The sequence below is a fragment of the Klebsiella sp. GN_Kp190 genome, from assembly GCF_040061795.1.
In the GTDB taxonomy this organism is placed as follows: Bacteria; Pseudomonadota; Gammaproteobacteria; order Enterobacterales; family Enterobacteriaceae; genus Klebsiella; species Klebsiella michiganensis.
Window position 1 is genome coordinate 425,468 of sequence record NZ_JBEAFN010000005.1, and the last position, 20,016, is coordinate 445,483.

Consider the following 20,016-nt stretch of genomic DNA (forward strand, 5'->3'; position numbering starts at 1 on the left):
TGCCTATACGTTTAGCGTATAACCGTTTTACCACCGGGCTATCTACCGCGCCAGCCGGATTACGGGAAAAATAGCGCCATCGCTTCTAAGAGGAATCCACCATGACACCAACTCCACTCACCTCCCGCGCCGCCGGGTGGGTCATTTTCATCCTTGCGCTGGGCGCGGGCTTCAGCGTCGCCTCAATCTATTACGCGCAACCGCTGCTGCCGCTGATGGGGGCTAACCTCCATTTGAGCGTTGAGGGTATGGGTCTGGTTCCGACCCTGACCCAGGCCGGCTACGCGCTGGGCATACTTTTCCTTCTCCCGCTTGGCGACCGCCACGACCGCAGAAAGCTGATCCTGATGAAAAGCGCCGCGCTGGCCGTCCTGTTGCTGCTCTGCAGCCTTACCGCTCAGCTAAGCTCTCTGCTGATTGTCAGCCTGCTTATCGGTATGGCCGCGACCATGGCGCAGGATATCGTACCGGCAGCCGCGATTCTGGCTCCCGCGGGCAAGCAGGGGAAAATGGTGGGTACGGTGATGACCGGCCTGCTGCTGGGGATCCTGCTGTCGCGAACCGTTAGTGGTCTGGTGGGGGCGCTATTCGGCTGGCGGGTAATGTATCAGGCGGCTGCGGTCAGCATCGCGATGATTGGCGTGGTGATGTGGCGCGTGCTGCCGCGCTTCGAAATTCACTCAACCCTCAGCTACCCGCAGCTGATGAAATCGATGGCGCATCTGTGGAAACGCTATCCGGCACTGCGTCGCGCCGCATTCGCCCAGGGATTCCTCTCTATCGCCTTTAGCGCCTTCTGGTCTACGCTTGCGGTCATGCTGTTGGCGCACTATCAGATGGGCAGCGCGGTAGCCGGTGGCTTCGGTATCGCAGGGGCTGCCGGGGCGCTTGCCGCCCCGCTGGCCGGCGGCCTGGCCGACAAGTTCGGCGCAGAAAAAGTCACGCAAATGGGCGCGGCGCTGGTGACGGTTTCGTTTGCCCTGATGTTTTTGCTGCCTGCGCTACCGCCGCATGGTCAGCTAATCCTGATTGCCATCTCGGCCGTCGGTTTTGACCTGGGGCTGCAATCCAGCCTCGTGGCGCACCAGAATCTGGTGTATGGCCTGGAGCCGCAGGCGCGCGGACGCCTCAACGCGCTGCTGTTCACCGGCGTGTTTATTGGGATGTCGCTGGGTTCAGTACTGGGAAGCAAACTGTATGTGCTCGCAGGCTGGAGCGGCGTGGTGACCCTCGCCGTCGTAACCGGTGCGATTGCCCTTGGGATCCGCCTGCTGGAAAGCGCCAGGGTCGTATCGGCGCAGCGAACCGCCAGATAAAGAGCGAACCGTCAGGTAAAAAAAGCCGCTGTGCAATTCCTGCAGAGCGGCTTTTCTTTCATCAGAACAACTCAAACCGTGCGGCGAGCAAACTCTTTCACGCGAAAGCCCAGCAGCAGCAGCGTCGCGAAATAGGCGACAACGCCGGCCACCACGACCACCATCAAGCGCAGCAGGCGGAACGGCATCGTCCCCTGCGACCACTCCGGCATCAGGTACATCACACCCAGCAGCGCCGCTGACATAATAATCACCGCGATGACCAGGCGCAGCAGGAACAGGAACCAGCCCGGCTGAGGCGTAAAAATTTTCTGTTTCCGCAGCTGCCAGTAGAGCAGCGCGGCGTTCAGGCAGGCCGCCAGACCAATCGACAACGACAGACCAGCGTGCTTCAGGGGGCCAATAAAGGCGAGGTTCATCACCTGCGTCATGATCAGCGTGACGATGGCAATTTTCACCGGCGTTTTAATGTCCTGCCGTGAATAGAATCCGGGAGCCAGCACCTTCACGACGATGAGCCCCATAAGCCCGACAGAATATGCCACCAGCGCGCGCTGGGTCATCGCGGCATCAAAAGCGGTAAATTTCCCGTACTGGAATAACGCGACCGTCAGCGGCTTGGCCAGGATCCCTAACGCCACCGCGCTCGGTAGCGCGAGCAGGAAGCACAGGCGTAATCCCCAGTCCATCAAACGGCAATATTCATCGTGATTGCCGCTGGCGAAGCTTTTAGACAGCGAAGGTAGCAAAATGGTCCCCAGCGCCACGCCCAGTACGCCGGACGGAAACTCCATCAGACGATCGGCGTAGTACATCCACGATACGGAGCCGGAAACGAGGAATGAGGCAAAAATCGTGTTAATGATCAGCGAGATTTGGCTGACTGAGACGCCGAGAATCGCCGGGCCCATCTGTTTTACCACCCGCACCGCGCCAGCATCTTTAAGGTTGACCCGCGGCAGCACCAGCATGCCGATTTTTTTCAGATGCGGCAGCTGCCAGGCGAGCTGCAAAATACCGCCAACCGTTACCGCCCACGCCATTGCCAGCATCGGCGGATTAAAATAGGGCGCGGCAAACAGCGCAAAACCAATCATGCTGACGTTCAGGAAGGTCGGGGCAAAAGCAGGCACCGAAAAGCGGTTCCAGGTATTCAGGATGGCGCCCACGAGTGAAGCCAGGGAGATCAACAGAATATAGGGAAAAGTGATGCGCAAGAGCTGCGTGGTCAGGGCGAACTTTTCGGGCGTATTGGCAAATCCCGGCGCGGTGATAGTAATCACCCACGGTGCCGCCAGCATACCGGCGACGGTGACCAGCGCCAGAACCAGCGTCAGCAGCCCCGAAACATAGGCGACGAAAACCCGGGTCGCATCTTCACCCTGCTTGCTTTTATACTCCGCCAGAATCGGCACAAAAGCCTGTGAGAAAGCGCCTTCAGCAAAAATACGCCGTAAAAGGTTCGGGAGTTTAAAAGCAACGAAGAAGGCGTCGGTGGCCATCCCCGCGCCAAAAATACGCGCCACAATCGCATCGCGCGCAAAGCCCAGCACGCGCGAGAACATGGTCATCGAACTGACGGCCGCCAGTGATTTTAAAAGATTCATTAACGTGTTATTCCACAACCCTGGAGTAAAACGCCCGCAAATGCGGGCGCTGGAAAGTGGCGATAGTCTACCGGGTTCATAATGAATTACTACTGTCAGTTGTTACAACGGATTATTCGCTCATCGCTTCGCGCCAGAGTTTCTCTATAACGCGCTGAGCAAGCAGCGCCTGCTCGCCGGACGTTTCAGGAACCGTCTGATTTTGCACGCATTCGATAAAATGCCGCGCGCAGCCGGTAAATCCACGCTGCTCAAGGGTGGTCTGCCAGCCAGGGATCGGGCGCTGGATCACGCCGCGCCCCCGCTCCTCCTGCCACTCCCGCATATCCCGGACTTCATATAATCCGCCGTCGGTTACCGCCTGTACCCACTCCCGCTGGCTTCCGGCGCGGCGGTGCATACTGGTGGTTATCTGCATCATTCCGCAACTGAAATGGTGTTCGGCATACAGCATCTCCCCTTGAGCGGTGGTGTGCAGCGCACTGCCGCTTAAACGCGCTTTATCGCCCGCCAGCCATAGCGCGGTATCGACGACGTGCAGATAGTCATCCAACAGCGTGAAGCGCAGATCGTGGCCCACGCTGTCGCTACGGTGCTTATCCATCCGCAGCGACGCAGCGCTCCCGAGCTGGGCCTTCAGCTCGCGATAGAGGGGGGCAAAACGGCGGTTAAACCCGACCATTAGCGTGAGATGACGGCGAGCGGCCAGCTCAACCAGCGCCTCCGCATCGCTGAGTTTATCCGCCAGCGGTTTATCAACGCAGACATGCACTCCGGCATTGAGCAGGCGGGAAACCACTTCATAATGTGAAGCCGTTGAAGTATGCACGAATACGGCATCACACTGCGCCGCCAGCTGTTCCAGAGAATCCGCATAGGGAATACGCCAGGTTTCACAGATACGCAGCGCTTTCTCTTTCCCGGGCGACCATGCCGCCTGCAGCGTCCAGTCATCTGCGGCCCCCAGCACCGGTAACCACGCCTTTTGCGCGATACCGCCCAGGCCAACCACTCCTATACGTAGTTTCGCCGACATGCTTAATCTCCCAGGTGAGCCAGCAGTGAATCGAGACGCGCTTTTAGCTCGGCAACTTCCGCCTCCAGCGCCTCAACGCGCATCTGAAGATCGTCGCCGGGCGGCGACACGGCCTCCACGACGGTAATCAGTGAATCCATATCATCGCAGAACAGATGCATATAGCGGCTTTCACGCTTGCCAGGCTCCCGCGGCAGACGCGCAACATAGGGGCCATCTTCTCGCGAAGCCAGGTTTTCGAGGACGCTTTCAACCTCGGCCATATCGCTGAATTCATGCATTCGCTGCGCGCGACCGCGGAGTTCGCCAGGCGTCTGCGCCCCGCGCAGCAGCAGTGTGGTCACGATAGCGACTTCCGCCGGCGTGAATTTCAGATCGCCGAATTCAGAGTTGCAGAAGCGTTGTTCATACTTGGTCACCCGATTGCCGAAACCGCTGACCGTACGCAAATAATGGCGCTTGACTAGCGTATCGAGCAGATCCTGAACTTCACTATCGCTGAGCGACATTACCGGTTCACGGTTTGTTTTCTGGTTACAGGCGGTGACCACCGCGTTGACCGACAGGGGGTACTGCTCCGGCGTGGTGACCTGCTTTTCCAGCAGGCAGCCAATGACCCGCGCCTCATGCGCGGTTAACTGATATTTCATGATGTCTCCTTAGCGACCCGGGGTCCAGTCCGGTGTCGTCAACGCCGTCAGTACGTGATCGCGCCACTGCCCATCAATGAGCAGGTAATCTTTGGCGTAACCCTCTTTTTCAAAGCCCAGCCGCGCCAGCAAATCGCCGCTGCGCTGATTATGCGGCATATAGTTTGCCATTATGCGATGGATATGTTGCGTGCGCTGCATATAGCGAATGGCCGACGTCAGCGCTTCATACATCAGCCCCTGCCCTTGCCATTTCTCCCCGATGGAGTAGCCGAGATAGCAGGCATGAAACGATCCGCGCACCACGTTCGAAAAATTCGCCACGCCGATGATCTCTTTTTCTTCCGGGTCAAGCAGAGCAAAATAGAACGCCGAGCCCTGCTTATGAAACTCAGAAATCATCGATAAACGCGCCTGCCAGCCGGAAGGATAACAGTGGCTGTCATCGCGCACCGGTTCCCAGGGTTTTAAGAACCCTTTATTTTCCGCGTAATAATCGGCCAGACGCCAGGCGTCACGATCGTGCACCAGCCGAACCACCAGCCGGTCCGTCGTCAAACGCACCTTCGGTACGTTACTGCGATAGCCAAACATTCCCCTCTCCTGTTCCCCTGACGCAATACTTGCTGACTTTACTATACCTGTCCTGCACGGCGGTGTGAAAACAGCAACATACCATTTTCTGCACCATCTCTGCTTTTCGATGAATAGCCTCTATCGTTCTTGCATTTTGATAAAAAAATATTGTCGCGAGCGCGCTGGGAAAATAGCCATTAACCCCGCAAAATGTCAGAGCTTATTCTTATTTTTCCCTGGAGGGGAAATGTCCCGCGTATCGCAGGCAAGGAGCCTGGGTAAATATTTCCTGTTAGTCGATAACATGCTGGTCGTACTCGGCTTTTTCGTTGTGTTCCCGCTTATCTCCATTCGCTTTGTCGACCAGATGGGATGGGCTGCGCTGATGGTCGGGATTGCGCTCGGCCTGCGTCAGCTGGTGCAGCAAGGCTTAGGAATATTTGGCGGCGCCATTGCCGACCGTTTTGGCGCCAAACCGATGATCGTTACCGGTATGCTGATGCGCGCGGCCGGCTTCGCGGCGATGGCCGTCGCTCATGAACCCTGGGTGCTGTGGCTCTCCTGTATTCTTTCTGGCCTCGGCGGCACGCTATTCGATCCCCCGCGGGCGGCGCTGGTGGTCAAGCTGGTACGCCCGCACCAGCGCGGACGTTTCTTCTCTATCCTGATGATGCAGGACAGCGCAGGAGCGGTGATCGGCGCGCTGCTGGGCAGCTGGCTGCTGCAATATGATTTTCGCCTGGTGTGCAGCGCCGGAGCGGCGCTGTTTATCGCCTGTGCGGCATTCAACGCCTGGTATCTTCCCGCCTGGAAGCTGTCGACGGTCAAAACGCCGGTTCGTGAAGGACTGGGGCGCGTGTTGCGCGACAAACGCTTTGTCACCTATGTGCTGACGCTGACCGGGTATTATATGCTGGCGGTGCAGGTGATGCTGATGCTGCCGATTATGGTTAATGATATTGCGGGTTCTCCGGCGGCGGTCAAATGGATGTACGCCATTGAAGCCACCATTTCGCTAACGCTGCTGTATCCGATTGCCCGCTGGAGCGAAAAGCGTTTTCGCCTGGAGCAGCGCCTGATGGCCGGCCTGCTGATCATGACGCTCGCGATGATGCCAATTGGCCTGAGCAGCAATTTGCAGCAGCTGTTTACGCTGATCTGCGTATTTTATATGGGGTCAATCATCGCTGAACCCGCGCGTGAGACGCTGGGGGCGTCGCTGGCGGATGCGAGAGCGCGCGGCAGCTATATGGGCTTTAGCCGGTTAGGCCTGGCCTTCGGCGGCGCTTTCGGCTACGCAGGCGGCGGCTGGCTGTTCGATGCCGGGAAGGCCGTCGGGCAGCCTGAGCTGCCGTGGCTGATGCTGGGCATTATCGGCCTCGCGACGTTTATTGCGCTGTGGTGGCAGTTCAGCCCAAAACGTTCGGCCTCCGGAATGCTGGAGCCGCGAACCTGATTTGCCGGGCCTTCCTTTCTCCTCCATACTGAATTGAGGATGTTCAGCAACAATGGAGGAGAAACGTGAAGTTATATATCTACGATCACTGCCCGTTCTGCCTTAAAGCCCGCATGATTTTCGGCCTGAAAAATATCCCCGTCGAACTGATTGTGCTCCTGAACGATGATGAATTAACCCCCACCCGAATGATCGGCCAGAAAATGGCGCCAATCCTGCAAAAAGACGATAGCCGCTATATGCCGGAAAGCATGGATATCGTGCACTATGTCGATAAGCTGGACGGCAAACCGCTGCTTACCGGCCCGCGTAATCCGGCGGTGGAAACCTGGCTGCGGAAGGTCAACGTCTACGCGAACCGCCTGCTGATCCCCCGCTTTGCCAAATCCGCGTTTGATGAATTCGCCACGCCAGAGGCGCGCGCCTATTTTGTGAAAAAGAAAGAGGCGGCTATCGGCAGCTTTGCTGACCATCTCGCCCATTCCCCCGGTCTGGTGAAGAACATCAGCGACGATCTGCGGGCGCTGGATAAACTGATTGTCCAGCCGAACGCCGTCAACGGAGAACTCTCTGAAGATGATATTCAGCTCTTTCCTCTGCTGAGGAATCTGACGCTGGTTGCCGGCGTGAACTGGCCGAGTCGGGTGGCCGCCTATCGTGACAACATGGCCAAACAGACGCAGATCAACCTGCTTTCTTCAATGGCTATTTAACCTCAAGGCAGCGGATGGTTTGGCCCTTCGCTGCCGAACGCCTCTTTTTCAGTCTTTTCCGCTAGCACCTCCTGCGCTGGCGGGCCATGCTGCTTTGTGTCAGGATGAACCCATGGCATGACATTAAGGAATCCAATGAAAAAGATGTTTATCGCGGCCGCGCTTATCGTTAGCGGCCTGCTTAGCGCCTGTAATCAGCTCACGCAATATTCCGTGAGCGAGCAGGAAATCAATCAGGCGCTGCAGAAACGTAACCACTTCGCTAAGGATATTGGCCTGCCAGGCGTAGCGGATGCCCATATTGAACTGCAAAATCTTACCAGCGCTATTGGCCGTGAAGAACCAAACAAAGTCACGTTAAGCGGCGTGGCCAATTTAGATCTGAATTCACTTTTCGGGAACCAGAAAGCGACCATCGATCTGAAGCTCAAAGCGCTGCCGGCTTTCAATAAAGAAAAGGGGGCCATTTTCCTGCAGGAGATGGAAGTCGTCGATGCTAAAGTTCAGCCGGAAAAGCTCCAGTCTGTCGTACAGACGCTGATCCCTTACCTGAATCAGTCCCTGCGTAGCTACTTCAATCAGCAGCCTGCCTACGTCCTGCGCGAGGATGCCAGCACCGGTGAAGCGCTGGCGAAAAAGTATGCTAAAGGGATTGAAGTGAAGCCCGGCGAGATTATTATCCCGTTCACCAACTGATGGCTCGGGCGCTGAAGCGCCCGATTTTTTACGGAAGTTGATGCAAAGGAAAACGTTTACGCTTATCCTTAGTGCCCGGCAAAAACAGCCCTGATGACAGAACCTATTAGCCGGAGCCTTCCATGACAGCACAATCCCAGGTATTGAAAATCCGCCGCCCTGACGACTGGCATATCCATCTGCGCGATGACGATATGTTAAAAACCGTCGTGCCTTATACCAGTGAATTTTATGGCCGGGCGATCGTGATGCCGAACCTGGTACCGCCTGTCACTACCGTCGAAGCCGCCCTCGCCTATCGCCAGCGTATCGTTGATGCGATCCCTGCGGGCCATGATTTTACGCCGCTGATGACCTGCTATCTGACGGATACGCTCGACCCGGCTGAGCTGGAGCGCGGATTTAACGAAGGCGTATTCACTGCCGCCAAGCTCTATCCGGCCAACGCTACAACCAACTCCAGCCACGGCGTCACCAGTACGGATGCCATTATGCCGGTGCTGGAACGCATGGAAAAGCTGGGGATGCCTCTGCTGGTTCACGGTGAGGTCACCCATGCTGATATCGATATTTTTGACCGGGAAGCGCGCTTTATTGAAACGGTCATGGAGCCGCTGCGTCAGCGCCTGCCAGGCCTGAAGGTGGTCTTCGAACACATCACGACCAAAGATGCCGCTGAATACGTACGCGACGGTAACGAGCTGCTGGCGGCCACCATCACTCCGCAGCATCTGATGTTCAACCGCAACCATATGCTGGTTGGCGGCGTGCGCCCCCACCTATATTGCCTGCCGATCCTGAAACGCAATATTCACCAGCAGGCGCTGCGCGAACTGGTTGCCAGCGGTTTTGACCGCGCTTTCCTCGGTACGGATTCCGCTCCCCATGCCCGCCATCGTAAGGAAGCCAGCTGCGGATGCGCAGGCTGTTTTAACGCGCCGACCGCGCTGGGCAGCTACGCCACGGTATTTGAGGAGATGAACGCCCTGCAACACTTTGAAGCCTTCTGCTCGCTTAACGGCCCCCGCTTCTATGGCCTGCCGGTCAATGAAGGCTACGTGGAGCTGGTGCGCGAAGAGAGCCAGGTGGTCGAGAGTATAGCCCTGCCAGGCGACGCGCTGGTGCCGTTCCTTGCCGGGGAAACCGTGCGCTGGACGATGAAAAAATAAATAGCCCGCCCCCTGTTGTAAATCTTCAGAGTGTACTGTATAAATAAACAGTACATTATCCAGGGGGCAATTATGCGTATTGAAGTCTCTATCGCCAAATCAACAGCCTTACCCAACGGCGCCTTAGATGCGCTGAACAATGAACTCTCGCGTCGTATCGAACAGCAGTTTCCCTCTACCTCAAGTCAGGTAACGGTTCGGTACGCGGCTAATAACAATCTGTCGGTTATCGGCGGCCTGAAAGAAGACAAAGACCGGATTAGCGAAATCCTGCAAGAAACCTGGGAAAGCGCTGACGACTGGTTTGTCCGCGACTAGTCAATTAAGTTTGCTCCCTCATTGTGCAATTTTTTGCCGGGTCGCCCCGGCTTTTTTATTTTTTTCATAGTCAGACTCTCCCCTATTGCTTTTCCTTAGCACCTTCATAAATAACAAATAACCCTCCCTGATTTGCCTAAAAAATCAGCACATGAGCGCGTATGTGTCTCTATTTCATTTAATTTCTCGAGTTTATTCTTGACTACTGATATAATTAACTTGCTTCAAAAAACACGCATTAAACCTCGAGAACTGTTGTCTTTTAACATATGAATAAGGGGTTATGATGGAAAAGAATAATGAAGTCATCCAGACCCATCCCCTCGTCGGATGGGACATCAGCACCGTTGATAGTTACGATGCGCTGATGTTGCGCCTGCACTACCAAAACCCCGCTCAAGAAAGCAGTAGAGACGCAGAGATTGGCCAGACGCTATGGCTAACGACGGACGTCGCACGTCAGTTTATTTCGATTCTGGAAGCAGGTATTGCGAAGATTGAATCTGGCGAATACCAGGAAAATGAGTATCGAAGGCATTAAAATTTAGCGCTAATGTCAGAATATTCACTTAACAGGCACCCTCGGGTGCCTGAATTATTTTCGGGCTTGTATAACAGCAGGTTGTTAATTACCCTGCTAATAAAGCAATAACCTGGAACTCACCATGCAATACGATCTTATCATTATCGGTAGCGGCTCGGTCGGCGCTGCCGCAGGCTATTATGCGCGGCAGGCAGGGCTCAATGTACTGATGATTGATGCCCATCAGCCGCCGCATCAGGAAGGCAGCCATCACGGCAGCACCCGCCTCATTCGTCACGCCTACGGCGAAGGCGAAAGATATGTCCCCCTGGTACTGCGCGCGCAACAGCTATGGGATGAGTTTGCCGCCGCCAGCGGTGAAGCCGTCTTTGAACGTACAGGAGTGATTAACCTCGGGCCTGCCGGTTCCGACTTTCTGCGCAATGTTGCCAGCAGCGCGCGCGAGTTCCAGCTCAATATCGAAGAAATGGATGCGCAGACGGTGATGACTCGCTGGCCGGAAATTCGTATTCCTGATGATTATCGGGCGATATTTGAACCCGCATCCGGCATACTGCGCAGCGAACTGGCCGTTGAAAGCTGGATCCGTCTGGCACGCGAAGCGGGCGCCGCACAGCTCTTCAACTGCCCGGTGTCGGCCATTCACCACACGCCGAACGGCGTAACCGTCGATACGCTTGATGGTGAGTACAGCGGCAAAAAACTGCTGGTTAGCGCCGGTACCTGGGTTACCCGGCTGATGCCAGAACTCCCTGTCCAGCCGGTACGTAAAATTTTCGCCTGGTTTCAGGCGGATGGCCGCTACAGCAGCAAAAATAATTTCCCGGCGTTTACCGGTGAGTTAGCGAATGGCGATCAGTTTTACGGTTTCCCGGCAGAAGATAACGAATTGAAAATCGGCAAGCATAACGGCGGGCAGCCTATTTCCACGCCGGAAGAACGTAAGCCGTTTGGTGCCGTTGCAACGGACGGCTCTGAAGCTTTTAGCTTCTTGCGTAATGTGTTGCCCGGTATCGGCGGCTGCCTGCATGGCGCATCCTGTACCTATGACAACACCGCCGACGAGGACTTTATCATTGATACGCTGCCCGGCCAGCCGGATACGCTATTGATTACCGGCCTGAGCGGACACGGCTTTAAGTTCGCACCGGTACTCGGTGAACTGGCCACACGGTTCGCGCTTGAAGAACCCTTTGGGTTTGATCTATCCCCGTTTTCACTGGCGCGGTTTAAGAAATAATCGCCCGCCGTACAACCTGACAACCACGCTAAAGAAACGGCCTCGCTTGAGGCCGTGAATGATGAGAGAGATGATGCGTCGCCTGTTCGAATTACTGGTTAACAACGTCCGCGAACATTTTATGATTTATCTGGCGCTGTGGCTTCTGCTGGCGTTTATCGATCTTATCTGGCTATGGTTTTTCTGAAGGCTCAGGATCCGGGATCCCCAGCTTCGTATTCAACCGACCGCGAGATTTATTAAAGATCTTATTGCCATTCTCGCGGCCGGCGCGCAGTTTTCGCTGCTCCTCTTCCGGCAGCTTATGCTCTTCCATGCAGGCTTCGCTACAGCAGCCGGCGAATTTCTCCGCGCAGGCAGGACACTGAATAAACAGCAGGTGGCAACCATCGTTCAGGCAGTTGGTATGGCTGTCGCAGGGAGCGCCGCACTGATGGCAATGGGCGATAACATCATCTGAGATACGCTCTCCCATACGCTCATCGAATACAAAGTTCTTACCGACAAAGCGAACCGGCAGCCCCTGTTCGCGCGCGCGTCGCGCGTATTCGATAATCCCGCCCTCAATATGCGAGACCTTAGTGAACCCATTGTGCTTCATCCACGCGCTGGCTTTTTCGCAGCGGATACCGCCGGTGCAGTACATCACGATATTTTTATCTTTATGTTCCTGCATCATCTCAACGGCCTTCGGCAGCTGGTCGCGAAACGTATCCGCCGGGATCTCCAGCGCGTTCTCGAAATGGCCGACCTCATATTCGTAATGGTTACGCATATCAATAAAGACCGCATCCGGGTCGTCCAGCATCGCGTTGACTTCCGCAGCCTTTAAATAATCGCCCACGTCCGATGCATCAAACGTCGGATCGTCAATCCCATCCGCGACGATCCGATCGCGTACCTTGAGACGCAGAACCCAGAAGGATTTACCGTCATCATCGAGGGCGATATTCAGGCGCAGGCCATTCAGGGCGGGATCAAAAGCGTATAAGAATTCGCGCAGCGCATCGACCCGGCTTTGCGGAACGCTAATTTGCGCGTTAATACCTTCGTGAGCCAGATAAATTCGGCCAAAAACGTTCAGCTTAGTCAACGCAATCCACAGCGCATCGCGCGTGGCTTTTGGGTCGATAATAGTGAAATATTTATAAAACGAGATCGTCGTGCGCGGCTCGGTCTCAGCCAACATTTGCGCCTTTAACGTCTCATTTGAAATGCGGTTATGTAACACTGGCATGGTGTACCTGCTCGGCATAGTCAATGAGTAAAATAAACGGCGGGCATCATATAGCAAACACGCTTAATTTACATCCCCACATTTTGCGCTACATTTTTCTCACCCATATTTGCTTGCGTTAACATTAAATGCCATCTGCGGCCGGTATTTTGGCTGAGGCATAAAAAAATGCGATAATAGAACACGTTGCTTAATTAAACAGGTATGAGATGACCCATTTACCTAAATTTTCCGCAGCGTTGCTGCACCCGCGTTACTGGTTGCTTTGGCTCGGGATCGGCCTGCTCTGGTTGGTTGTTCAGCTGCCTTATCCGCTGATTTATCGCCTCGGAACCGGTCTTGGCCGCCTCGCCATGCGGCTAATGAAGCGCCGGGCCAAAATAGCCAACCGGAATCTGGAGCTCTGTTTTCCCGATAAGAGCGAACAAGAGCGTCACCGCATGGTCGTGGCAAACTTTGAATCCGTTGGCATGGGGTTAATGGAAACCGGCATGGCCTGGTTCTGGCCGACGAAGCGTATTGCGCGCTGGACTGACTCCATCGGCGTCGAGCATATCCGTGATGTTCAGGCGCAAAAGCGCGGCATTTTGCTGATTGGCATTCATTTCCTCACGCTGGAGATGGGCGCGCGCATGTTCGGTATCAACGAGCCGGGCATTGGCGTTTATCGTCCAAACGATAACCCGGTTATCGACTGGCTGCAGACATGGGGACGCCTGCGCTCCAACAAAGACATGATCGATCGTAAGGATCTGAAAGGCATGATCCGCGCGCTGAAAAAGGGTGAAGTGATCTGGTATGCGCCGGATCACGACTATGGCCCGGCCGCCAGCGTATTTGTGCCGTTTTTCGCCGTTGACCAGGCCGCGACCACTTCGGGCACCTGGATGCTGGCAAAGATGTCTAAAGCCTGCGTTGTGCCGTTCGTGCCGCGCCGTAAACCGGACGGTAAAGGCTATGAGCTGATTATCCTGCCGCCGGAGTGCGATCCGCCGCTGGACGATGCGGAGACTACCGCCGTCTGGATGAACAAAGTGGTAGAGAAGTGCATATTGATGGCGCCGGAACAGTATATGTGGATGCATCGCCGCTTTAAAACGCGTCCTGAAGGCATTCCTTCTCGTTACTAGCGCCTCCCGGCGCGCGCTCGCGCAATGGCTCCGCATCTGAATCCGGATGCGGAGTAAGCCCCACCGTTCAGAGCCCTCCTTTAGCTTTAAAAGCTCTCCTCCATTGCGGCAACCATTTCTCAGGCGCATAATTAGCAGGCTCATATTTTCAATTATTTGACCTGCGCGGCAGGCCAGTGGAATCCTATGCCCTCTGCTGATACCCCCATTAACTGGAAACGTAATCTCACCGTCACCTGGCTCGGCTGCTTTTTAACCGGCGCCGCCTTTAGCCTGGTGATGCCGTTCCTCCCGCTCTACGTCGAACAACTCGGCGTAACCGGCCATAGCGCCCTCAATATGTGGTCAGGGCTGGTTTTCAGCATTACCTTTTTATTTTCCGCCGTGGCCTCCCCCTTCTGGGGCGGTCTCGCGGACCGCAAAGGGCGCAAAATTATGCTGCTGCGCTCGGCCCTCGGTATGGCAATCGTCATGCTGCTGATGGGCCTGGCGCAGAATATCTGGCAGTTTCTGATCCTGCGCGCGCTGTTAGGTCTGCTCGGCGGATTTATTCCTAACGCCAATGCGCTGATAGCGACGCAAATTCCCCGTCATAAGAGCGGCTGGGCGCTGGGGACTCTCTCTACCGGGGCGGTCAGCGGCGCGCTGCTGGGGCCGCTGGCCGGCGGTTTCCTGGCCGATCACTGGGGATTGCGTACCGTCTTCTTTATGACGGCAGGCGTGCTGTTTATTTGTTTCTTATTTACCCTTTTTCTCATCCGCGAAAATTTTGTCGCCGTCAGTACAAAAGAGATGCTCAGCGCGAAAGACGTTTTCACGTCGCTTAAAAATCCGAAGCTGGTGCTGAGTCTGTTTGTGACATCGCTGATTATCCAGGTGGCTACCGGTTCCATCGCGCCGATTTTGACGCTTTACGTGCGCGATCTCGCCGGCAACGTCAGTAATATTGCGTTTATCAGCGGCATGATAGCTTCAGTCCCCGGTATTGCCGCCCTGCTTAGCGCCCCTCGCCTCGGTAAACTCGGCGACCGTATCGGTCCGGAAAAGATCCTGATCGTTGCGCTGGTGATTTCTGTCCTGCTCCTGATTCCCATGTCGTTTGTCCAGACGCCGCTGCAGCTGGGGATCCTGCGCTTCCTGTTAGGCGCCGCCGACGGCGCGCTGCTGCCGGCAGTGCAAACGCTGCTGGTGTACAACTCCACCAGCCAAATCTCGGGCAGAATATTCAGCTATAACCAGTCGTTCCGCGATATCGGCAACGTCACGGGCCCGCTCATCGGCGCATCGGTTTCCGCCAACTACGGCTTCCGGGCAGTCTTTTTAGTCACCGCCGGTGTGGTGCTGTTCAATGCGGTCTACTCGACCCTGACCCTCGGTCGCTCCCGCCGCCCCCGGGCAACGGACAATCCGGGTTCCGGCACGCATTCGGTAAATTAATGTCCGTGTGGCGTTCACCTCCTTGACGCATTGCCAACCGCCTTCTATAGATTGAATCGTGTTCATTTCTATTCATCTTAGGAGGTTAGCCATGCCAAAGGATTCGATGTTCTATGCCACGCTTGAAGAAGCAATCGATGCAGCCCGCGAGGAGTTTCTGGCTAATAATCCCGATAGCGACGAAGAGAGCGCCAGCATTGAGCAGCTAAATATCCAGAAGTACGTACTCCAGGACGGTGATATTGCCTGGCAGGCCGAATTTTTCGCCGACGAGGATGAACAGGGCGAATGTCTGCCGGTCCTCAGCGGTCAGGCTGCGCAGAGCGTCTTTGACGGCGATTATGATGAGATTGAGCTTCGCCAGGAGTGGCTGGAAGAAAACACGCTGCATGAATGGGATGAAGGCGAGTTTCAGCTTGAACCCTCTCTCGATACCGAGGAGGGCCAGGCTGCCGCCGATGAATGGGATGAACGCTAATTAGTTATAGGGGCCGTGGCTGGCGTCAAGCGGCAGCAGTAGCGTATCAAACACCAGCGAAAAGGGCAGATCGAGAATAGTGATATAGCGCCATGCTGAATCACGAACATCCCACTGAACGCCGGGATAGTACTGGTTTCCATGGCCCTGGCCAGGCACTGTGCGGCTGATAATACTCCCGCAGCCGCTGAGAAACAGCGTCATTGCGATAACCAGTAAAACTCTCATCAACAACCTCGATTTTCAGGTAAAAAAATACCGGCACCATTGCCGGTATTTTCCTTAACGTACGGCTTACTTCGTTTTTAACGCCAGCGGATTCAACGTCAGCTGCTGATAGGCGCCTACCCACGAAGAGTATTTCTCCGGCGCGGCCCACACGCGATAGTGCAAGCGTGACATCGTGACCGGGTCGCTCAGCAATACCAGACGACGATCGCGGTTTAGTTTATCCGGCGTCTCGTTCAGCGCCTGCTCAACGTGACGTTCGCGAGCGATATCCAGAATATGCCCGTGACGGTGGCGCGCGGTGGCCATCGCCGTTGCCAGCGCGTTAAACGACGGGTTAAATACCGCATGCATAAAGCCGTCGTCCAGCGAACGCTGACGGTTAAGCGTCAGGTAAGCGTCAGTATCTTTAAGCACCTGCGGCGGGGAGTACTCTTCCGGGATCAGGAACAGCTTCCAGCGTTTAGTGCGCAGGCCGATGGTGGCGCGGCTGGAAATGGCCGACACGAACGGCGACAGAATCAGCGACACCACAATCGGCGCCAGCCAGAACAGGAAGCGCAGATCCAGCCATGCCATGCCCACCGCCCAGACCAGACCCAACAGCATCTGCGAGCCGTGACGCATAAACGCTTCGCCCCACGGGGTAGAGTCGTCATCACGCTGCGGCGAGTTCCACACCACTTCCCAGCCGAGGAACGCGCTGACCACAAACACGGTATGGAACAGCATACGCACCGGCGCCAGCAGCACCGAAAAGAGCACCTCCAGCAGCAGAGAAAGGGTCACGCGGATAAATCCGCCGTACTCTTTTGGCCCTTTACACCACACCAGGATAATACTCAGCAGCTTCGGCAGAAACAGCAGCACCATGGTGGAAGCAAACAGGGCAATGGCCAGCTCCGGACGCCACTGCGGCCAGACCGGGAACAGCTGCCGCGGCTGCAGAAAGTACTGCGGTTCGGTCAACGCATGCACCACCTGCAGGGCAGTTGAGAGCGCAAGGAACATAAACCACAGCGGCGCCGACAGGTATGACATCACGCCGGTCAGGAACACCGCGCGGTGAACCGGGTGCATCCCTTTAACCAGGAACAGGCGGAAGTTCATCAGGTTCCCCTGACACCAGCGGCGATCGCGCTTCAGCTCGTCCAGCAGGTTCGGCGGCAGCTCTTCATAAGATCCGGGGAGATCGTAAGCAATCCAGACCCCCCATCCGGCGCGACGCATCAATGCGGCTTCGACGAAGTCGTGCGACAGAATGGAACCCGCGAAGTTACCCTCACCCGGCAGCGGCGCGAGGGCACAGTGCTCAATAAACGGTTTCACCCGGATAATGGCGTTGTGTCCCCAGTAGTGCGACTCACCCAGCTGCCAGAAGTGCAGCCCGGCGGTAAACAGCGGGCCGTAGACGCGGGTGGCAAATTGCTGACAGCGAGCATACAGCGTATCCATGCCCGACGCGCGAGGCGATGACTGGATGATACCGGCATTCGGGTTCGCTTCCATCAGGCGCACCAGGCCGCTCAGGCACTCACCGCTCATGACGGAGTCGGCATCCAGCACCACCATGTAGCTATACTGGCTACCCCAACGGCGGCAGAAGTCATCAATGTTACCGCTTTTGCGCTTCACGCGGCGGCGGCGGCGGCGATAGAAGATCTGCCCTTCGCCCTGCACTTCGGCAATGAGCTCCATCCACGCCTTTTGCTCTGCCACGCAGATATCCGGGTTGTAGCTATCGCTCAGGATATAGACATCAAAGTGCTCGGCGTTGCCGCTGGCCTTTACCGACTCCCAGGTCGCACGCAGGCCGGCGAATACGCGGTCAACGTCTTCGTTGCAGATCGGCATGATCAGCGCCGTGCGATGCTCCGGGTTCAACGGCTCATTCCCGACGGTGGAGGCTGAGATACTGTACTTATCACGCCCGATGAGCAGCTGCAGGAAGCCCATCAGCGCGGTCCAGAACCCCGCTGAGACCCAGCAAAAAAGCACGGCGAACAGGATCAGGATCCCCGACTGCAGCACATAGGGCAGCAGCTGCATAAAGGAGATCCACAGGTTCTGCCCCACCATATCCGCCGGGTTAATCAGCGCCCAGCCCTGGTAGGGCAAAATGGTTTTCATGTACCACGTCGCCACCACGGTCTGCGCCAGCGTCAGCAGCAGCAGAATGTAGCGGCGGATAGAGCCGACGGTACGCCATTTCTGCTCGCTCTCCTGCTCTTCCTGGCTCAGGCGAGAAAGATAGCGCGGCGTCACGTCGCGTCCGCGCAGCCGATCCCAGAAGCGCCCGACCGGGTTAGTCCGCCAGGGGTCCGGAAACATGGAGGAGCGTTTTGCTTTCGGCATGGCGTTGAGCTGAGTGCGCCCTTCGTCATCCTTAACCAGCTGGTTACCGGCCAGTGAATCTGGCCAGCTGTGCTCCAGCCGCGATTTTACCGACCCCAGCGGGGAGTCGTCTTCGCGGTGGTAAACGTGATGTTCAGCGTCCAGTGCTTGATGTACGGCCTGCAGACTTGCGTCAGGTAACGCGCGTTTTTCTGCATCCGACAGCGGCAATGCGTCGATGTACTTCGTTATCTTATTCATTGGCAGGCAGCTGATAGCTCCAGGTTTCGCTCAGCGTCTGGTCGGTATTGACCAGGGCTGCTCGCATATCCGTGGTTTTCTTAGGATCTTTCACTTTGACGCGCAGGATCATACGCCAGCCTTTCGTTACTGGGTTGTAGCGCACGGTATTTTCGACGATTTCAGCGTTATCGCCGATGCTGGCCTGGGCAGTCACTGGCGTATCTGCGGGCAGCTTTTTCATCTCGGCGCCGGTGAAATCGACAATAAAGGCAATGGTGCCATCAGGCTGGCGGATCAGGTTCGATTGCTTGACGTCGCCGGTAGAACGGCGGGTCTGCATAACGTAAGCGTTATCCGGCGCATGCAGTTTGTCTTCGTCACGGCTGAAAGTGATGGTGTATTTGAAGTTCATCTCTTTGCCGGGTTCCGGCAGCTGATCCGGCGTCCAGTAGGTGACGATGTTATCGTTGGTTTCATCGTTGGTTGGGATCTCGACCAGTTCGATTTTCCCTTTGCCCCAATCACCTTTCGGCGTAATCCACGCGCTTGGGCGCAGATCGTAGCGGTCGTCGAGGTCTTCAAAACGCGAGAACTGACGGCCGCGCTGCAGCAGGCCAAACCCCTGCGGGTTTTCCATTGCGTAGCTGCTGACGGCCAGGTGTTTCGGGTTATTGAGCGGACGCCAGATCCACTCACCGTTACCGGCAAGAATGGACAGCCCGTTGGAGTCGTGCAGCGCCGGGCGGTAGTTGGTGGTCGGAGACGGCTGATGCGGCCCGAACAGGAACATGCTGGTCAACGGCGCCACGCCCAGTTTACCGACTTTGTCACGCAGATAGACCTTAGACTGCACGTCCACCACGGTATCGCGACCGGGCATGATCACAAAGCGATAGGCGCCGGTTGCGCGCGGGGAATCAAGCAGCGCATAAATCGTCAGGCGTTTATCGGTGGCTTTAGGACGCTCAATCCAGAACTCACGGAAGCGCGGGAACTCTTCTCCGGACGGCAGCGCGGTATCGATAGCCAGTCCGCGGGCAGAAAGCCCATATACCTGGCCCTGACCGAGCACGCGGAAATAGCTGGCTCCGAGCATGCTGACGATCTCATCGTTCTTGTCTTTGCTGTTGATCGGATACAGAACCTTAAAGCCCGCAAAACCGAGGTCTTTAACCGTGTCTTTATCGTGCTGAACGTTGCCAAAATTAAAATAGTCCGGGCTATATTTAATTTTACGTACGCTGGTTGCCGTCACTTCATTAATGGTGACCGGCGTATCGAAATACATTCCCTGGTGATAAAACTCGAGCTTGAACGGGCTTTTCAGATTATTCCAATAGGCTTTGTCGTGATTAAACTGAATTTGCTGATAGTCCGCATACTTCATGTCGCGGAAGGCAGAGGGCAGGTTACTTTTAGGCGCTTCAAAGCCTTTGCCGGCTAACGTTTGTGCCTCTTTTGCGACGTCATCAATGCTGAATGCCCATGCAGATGAAGTACACAGGGACAACATTACGGCTGCGCTTAACCAACGCATTTTCATCATCTGTGGTTTATGTTTCATATAAGTAAGCACTTCCCCCTTTGTGTGCTTAAATCGATCCGATC

At 55.9% G+C, this 20,016-nt stretch carries 20 protein-coding genes; 12 read left to right on the forward strand and 8 right to left on the reverse strand.

What is annotated here, in order from left to right; translation table 11 throughout:
• Window positions 1-101: 101 nt before the first annotated feature.
• The gene (locus ABLU67_RS04020; RefSeq protein WP_049103763.1) at window positions 102-1,316 is read left to right on the forward strand and encodes an MFS transporter; all 1,215 of its coding nucleotides are present in this window, start codon (window positions 102-104) and stop codon (window positions 1,314-1,316) included.
• 71 nt (window positions 1,317-1,387) lie between these two features.
• Here the strand turns inward: ABLU67_RS04020 and murJ are convergent, their stop codons facing one another.
• The 4 genes from murJ to rimJ form a co-directional block, all read right to left on the reverse strand.
• Entirely contained in the window at window positions 1,388-2,923 is a 1,536-nt protein-coding gene (gene murJ, locus ABLU67_RS04025; protein ID WP_004849883.1) for a murein biosynthesis integral membrane protein MurJ, read from the reverse strand.
• Between the two features lie 112 nt (window positions 2,924-3,035).
• On the reverse strand, window positions 3,036-3,959 hold the full coding sequence (locus ABLU67_RS04030) for a Gfo/Idh/MocA family oxidoreductase (protein WP_348852171.1): 924 nt from the start codon (window positions 3,957-3,959) through the stop codon (window positions 3,036-3,038).
• 2 nt (window positions 3,960-3,961) lie between these two features.
• Window positions 3,962-4,609, reverse strand: a complete 648-nt coding sequence (locus ABLU67_RS04035) for a YceH family protein (protein ID WP_049071789.1) — start codon at window positions 4,607-4,609, stop codon at window positions 3,962-3,964.
• 9 nt (window positions 4,610-4,618) lie between these two features.
• Window positions 4,619-5,203 (reverse strand): ribosomal protein S5-alanine N-acetyltransferase, encoded by a 585-nt coding sequence (rimJ, locus tag ABLU67_RS04040; protein WP_004131378.1) that lies wholly within the window; start codon window positions 5,201-5,203, stop codon window positions 4,619-4,621.
• Window positions 5,204-5,432: 229 nt separating this feature from the next.
• On the opposite strand from rimJ, the gene mdtH reads away from it, so the two are divergent.
• The 8 genes from mdtH (at window position 5,433) to ABLU67_RS04080 (ending at window position 11,508) form a co-directional block, all read left to right on the forward strand.
• The gene (gene mdtH, locus ABLU67_RS04045) at window positions 5,433-6,641 is read left to right on the forward strand and encodes a multidrug efflux MFS transporter MdtH (protein ID WP_004849878.1); all 1,209 of its coding nucleotides are present in this window, start codon (window positions 5,433-5,435) and stop codon (window positions 6,639-6,641) included.
• A gap of 65 nt (window positions 6,642-6,706) precedes the next feature.
• Entirely contained in the window at window positions 6,707-7,354 is a 648-nt protein-coding gene (gene grxB / locus ABLU67_RS04050) for a glutaredoxin 2 (RefSeq protein ID WP_102802835.1), read from the forward strand.
• A 135-nt stretch (window positions 7,355-7,489) separates the two neighbouring features.
• Window positions 7,490-8,050 carry a lipoprotein gene (locus ABLU67_RS04055; RefSeq protein WP_004849873.1) on the forward strand — a complete coding sequence of 187 codons (561 nt, stop codon included), beginning with the start codon at window positions 7,490-7,492 and terminating at the stop codon, window positions 8,048-8,050.
• Between the two features lie 122 nt (window positions 8,051-8,172).
• The gene (gene pyrC / locus ABLU67_RS04060; RefSeq protein ID WP_014838079.1) at window positions 8,173-9,219 is read left to right on the forward strand and encodes a dihydroorotase; all 1,047 of its coding nucleotides are present in this window, start codon (window positions 8,173-8,175) and stop codon (window positions 9,217-9,219) included.
• Between the two features lie 72 nt (window positions 9,220-9,291).
• The gene (gene dinI, locus ABLU67_RS04065; protein WP_004101040.1) at window positions 9,292-9,537 is read left to right on the forward strand and encodes a DNA damage-inducible protein I; all 246 of its coding nucleotides are present in this window, start codon (window positions 9,292-9,294) and stop codon (window positions 9,535-9,537) included.
• Between the two features lie 286 nt (window positions 9,538-9,823).
• Complete coding sequence (bssS, locus tag ABLU67_RS04070; protein WP_004101039.1) at window positions 9,824-10,078, forward strand: biofilm formation regulator BssS; 255 nt, start codon at window positions 9,824-9,826, stop codon at window positions 10,076-10,078.
• A 124-nt stretch (window positions 10,079-10,202) separates the two neighbouring features.
• On the forward strand, window positions 10,203-11,321 hold the full coding sequence (solA, locus tag ABLU67_RS04075) for an N-methyl-L-tryptophan oxidase (protein ID WP_025106904.1): 1,119 nt from the start codon (window positions 10,203-10,205) through the stop codon (window positions 11,319-11,321).
• A 73-nt stretch (window positions 11,322-11,394) separates the two neighbouring features.
• Window positions 11,395-11,508, forward strand: coding sequence for a YceO family protein (locus tag ABLU67_RS04080; protein WP_004101037.1), 114 nt, complete (start codon window positions 11,395-11,397; stop codon window positions 11,506-11,508).
• On the opposite strand, the gene ABLU67_RS04085 is transcribed toward ABLU67_RS04080, so the two are convergent.
• Entirely contained in the window at window positions 11,494-12,558 is a 1,065-nt protein-coding gene (locus ABLU67_RS04085; protein ID WP_004849866.1) for a rhodanese-related sulfurtransferase, read from the reverse strand. The two genes, ABLU67_RS04080 and ABLU67_RS04085, sit on opposite strands and share 15 nt — an antisense overlap.
• Window positions 12,559-12,767: 209 nt before the next feature.
• Here ABLU67_RS04085 and ABLU67_RS04090 point away from each other — a divergent pair, with 209 nt between their 5' ends.
• The 3 genes from ABLU67_RS04090 (at window position 12,768) to ABLU67_RS04100 (ending at window position 15,603) form a co-directional block, all read left to right on the forward strand.
• Complete coding sequence (locus ABLU67_RS04090; RefSeq protein WP_047724098.1) at window positions 12,768-13,688, forward strand: Kdo(2)-lipid IV(A) acyltransferase; 921 nt, start codon at window positions 12,768-12,770, stop codon at window positions 13,686-13,688.
• A 186-nt stretch (window positions 13,689-13,874) separates the two neighbouring features.
• Complete coding sequence (gene mdtG, locus ABLU67_RS04095; protein WP_348852172.1) at window positions 13,875-15,125, forward strand: multidrug efflux MFS transporter MdtG; 1,251 nt, start codon at window positions 13,875-13,877, stop codon at window positions 15,123-15,125.
• A 91-nt stretch (window positions 15,126-15,216) separates the two neighbouring features.
• A complete protein-coding gene (locus tag ABLU67_RS04100) occupies window positions 15,217-15,603 on the forward strand; it encodes a MysB family protein (RefSeq protein ID WP_004137236.1) in 387 nt (128 codons plus the stop codon).
• Here the strand turns inward: ABLU67_RS04100 and ABLU67_RS04105 are convergent, their stop codons facing one another.
• From ABLU67_RS04105 to mdoG, 3 genes are all read right to left on the reverse strand, one after another.
• A complete protein-coding gene (locus ABLU67_RS04105) occupies window positions 15,604-15,831 on the reverse strand; it encodes a YceK/YidQ family lipoprotein (protein ID WP_004849859.1) in 228 nt (75 codons plus the stop codon). It lies immediately after the preceding gene.
• Window positions 15,832-15,897: 66 nt separating this feature from the next.
• Window positions 15,898-18,426: a glucans biosynthesis glucosyltransferase MdoH gene (gene mdoH / locus ABLU67_RS04110; RefSeq protein WP_014228826.1), complete on the reverse strand. Its 2,529-nt coding sequence runs from the start codon at window positions 18,424-18,426 to the stop codon at window positions 15,898-15,900.
• Window positions 18,419-19,972 (reverse strand): glucans biosynthesis protein MdoG, encoded by a 1,554-nt coding sequence (gene mdoG, locus ABLU67_RS04115; protein WP_004101027.1) that lies wholly within the window; start codon window positions 19,970-19,972, stop codon window positions 18,419-18,421. The genes mdoH and mdoG overlap by 8 nt, the downstream gene beginning before the upstream one ends.
• Window positions 19,973-20,016 lie beyond the last annotated feature (44 nt).

Coding starts and splice junctions, on each gene's coding strand:
- mdoH (WP_014228826.1), bottom strand. CDS start 18,426: ATGAATAAGATAACGAAGTACATCGACGCATTGCCGCTGTCGGATGCA.
- ABLU67_RS04020 (WP_049103763.1), top strand. CDS start 102: ATGACACCAACTCCACTCACCTCCCGCGCCGCCGGGTGGGTCATTTTC.
- pyrC (WP_014838079.1), top strand. CDS start 8,173: ATGACAGCACAATCCCAGGTATTGAAAATCCGCCGCCCTGACGACTGG.
- ABLU67_RS04100 (WP_004137236.1), top strand. CDS start 15,217: ATGCCAAAGGATTCGATGTTCTATGCCACGCTTGAAGAAGCAATCGAT.
- murJ (WP_004849883.1), bottom strand. CDS start 2,923: ATGAATCTTTTAAAATCACTGGCGGCCGTCAGTTCGATGACCATGTTC.
- ABLU67_RS04030 (WP_348852171.1), bottom strand. CDS start 3,959: ATGTCGGCGAAACTACGTATAGGAGTGGTTGGCCTGGGCGGTATCGCG.
- bssS (WP_004101039.1), top strand. CDS start 9,824: ATGGAAAAGAATAATGAAGTCATCCAGACCCATCCCCTCGTCGGATGG.
- mdtG (WP_348852172.1), top strand. CDS start 13,875: ATGCCCTCTGCTGATACCCCCATTAACTGGAAACGTAATCTCACCGTC.
- rimJ (WP_004131378.1), bottom strand. CDS start 5,203: ATGTTTGGCTATCGCAGTAACGTACCGAAGGTGCGTTTGACGACGGAC.
- ABLU67_RS04035 (WP_049071789.1), bottom strand. CDS start 4,609: ATGAAATATCAGTTAACCGCGCATGAGGCGCGGGTCATTGGCTGCCTG.
- ABLU67_RS04090 (WP_047724098.1), top strand. CDS start 12,768: ATGACCCATTTACCTAAATTTTCCGCAGCGTTGCTGCACCCGCGTTAC.
- ABLU67_RS04055 (WP_004849873.1), top strand. CDS start 7,490: ATGAAAAAGATGTTTATCGCGGCCGCGCTTATCGTTAGCGGCCTGCTT.
- mdoG (WP_004101027.1), bottom strand. CDS start 19,972: ATGAAACATAAACCACAGATGATGAAAATGCGTTGGTTAAGCGCAGCC.
- ABLU67_RS04080 (WP_004101037.1), top strand. CDS start 11,395: ATGCGTCGCCTGTTCGAATTACTGGTTAACAACGTCCGCGAACATTTT.
- mdtH (WP_004849878.1), top strand. CDS start 5,433: ATGTCCCGCGTATCGCAGGCAAGGAGCCTGGGTAAATATTTCCTGTTA.
- solA (WP_025106904.1), top strand. CDS start 10,203: ATGCAATACGATCTTATCATTATCGGTAGCGGCTCGGTCGGCGCTGCC.
- dinI (WP_004101040.1), top strand. CDS start 9,292: ATGCGTATTGAAGTCTCTATCGCCAAATCAACAGCCTTACCCAACGGC.
- ABLU67_RS04085 (WP_004849866.1), bottom strand. CDS start 12,558: ATGCCAGTGTTACATAACCGCATTTCAAATGAGACGTTAAAGGCGCAA.
- ABLU67_RS04105 (WP_004849859.1), bottom strand. CDS start 15,831: ATGAGAGTTTTACTGGTTATCGCAATGACGCTGTTTCTCAGCGGCTGC.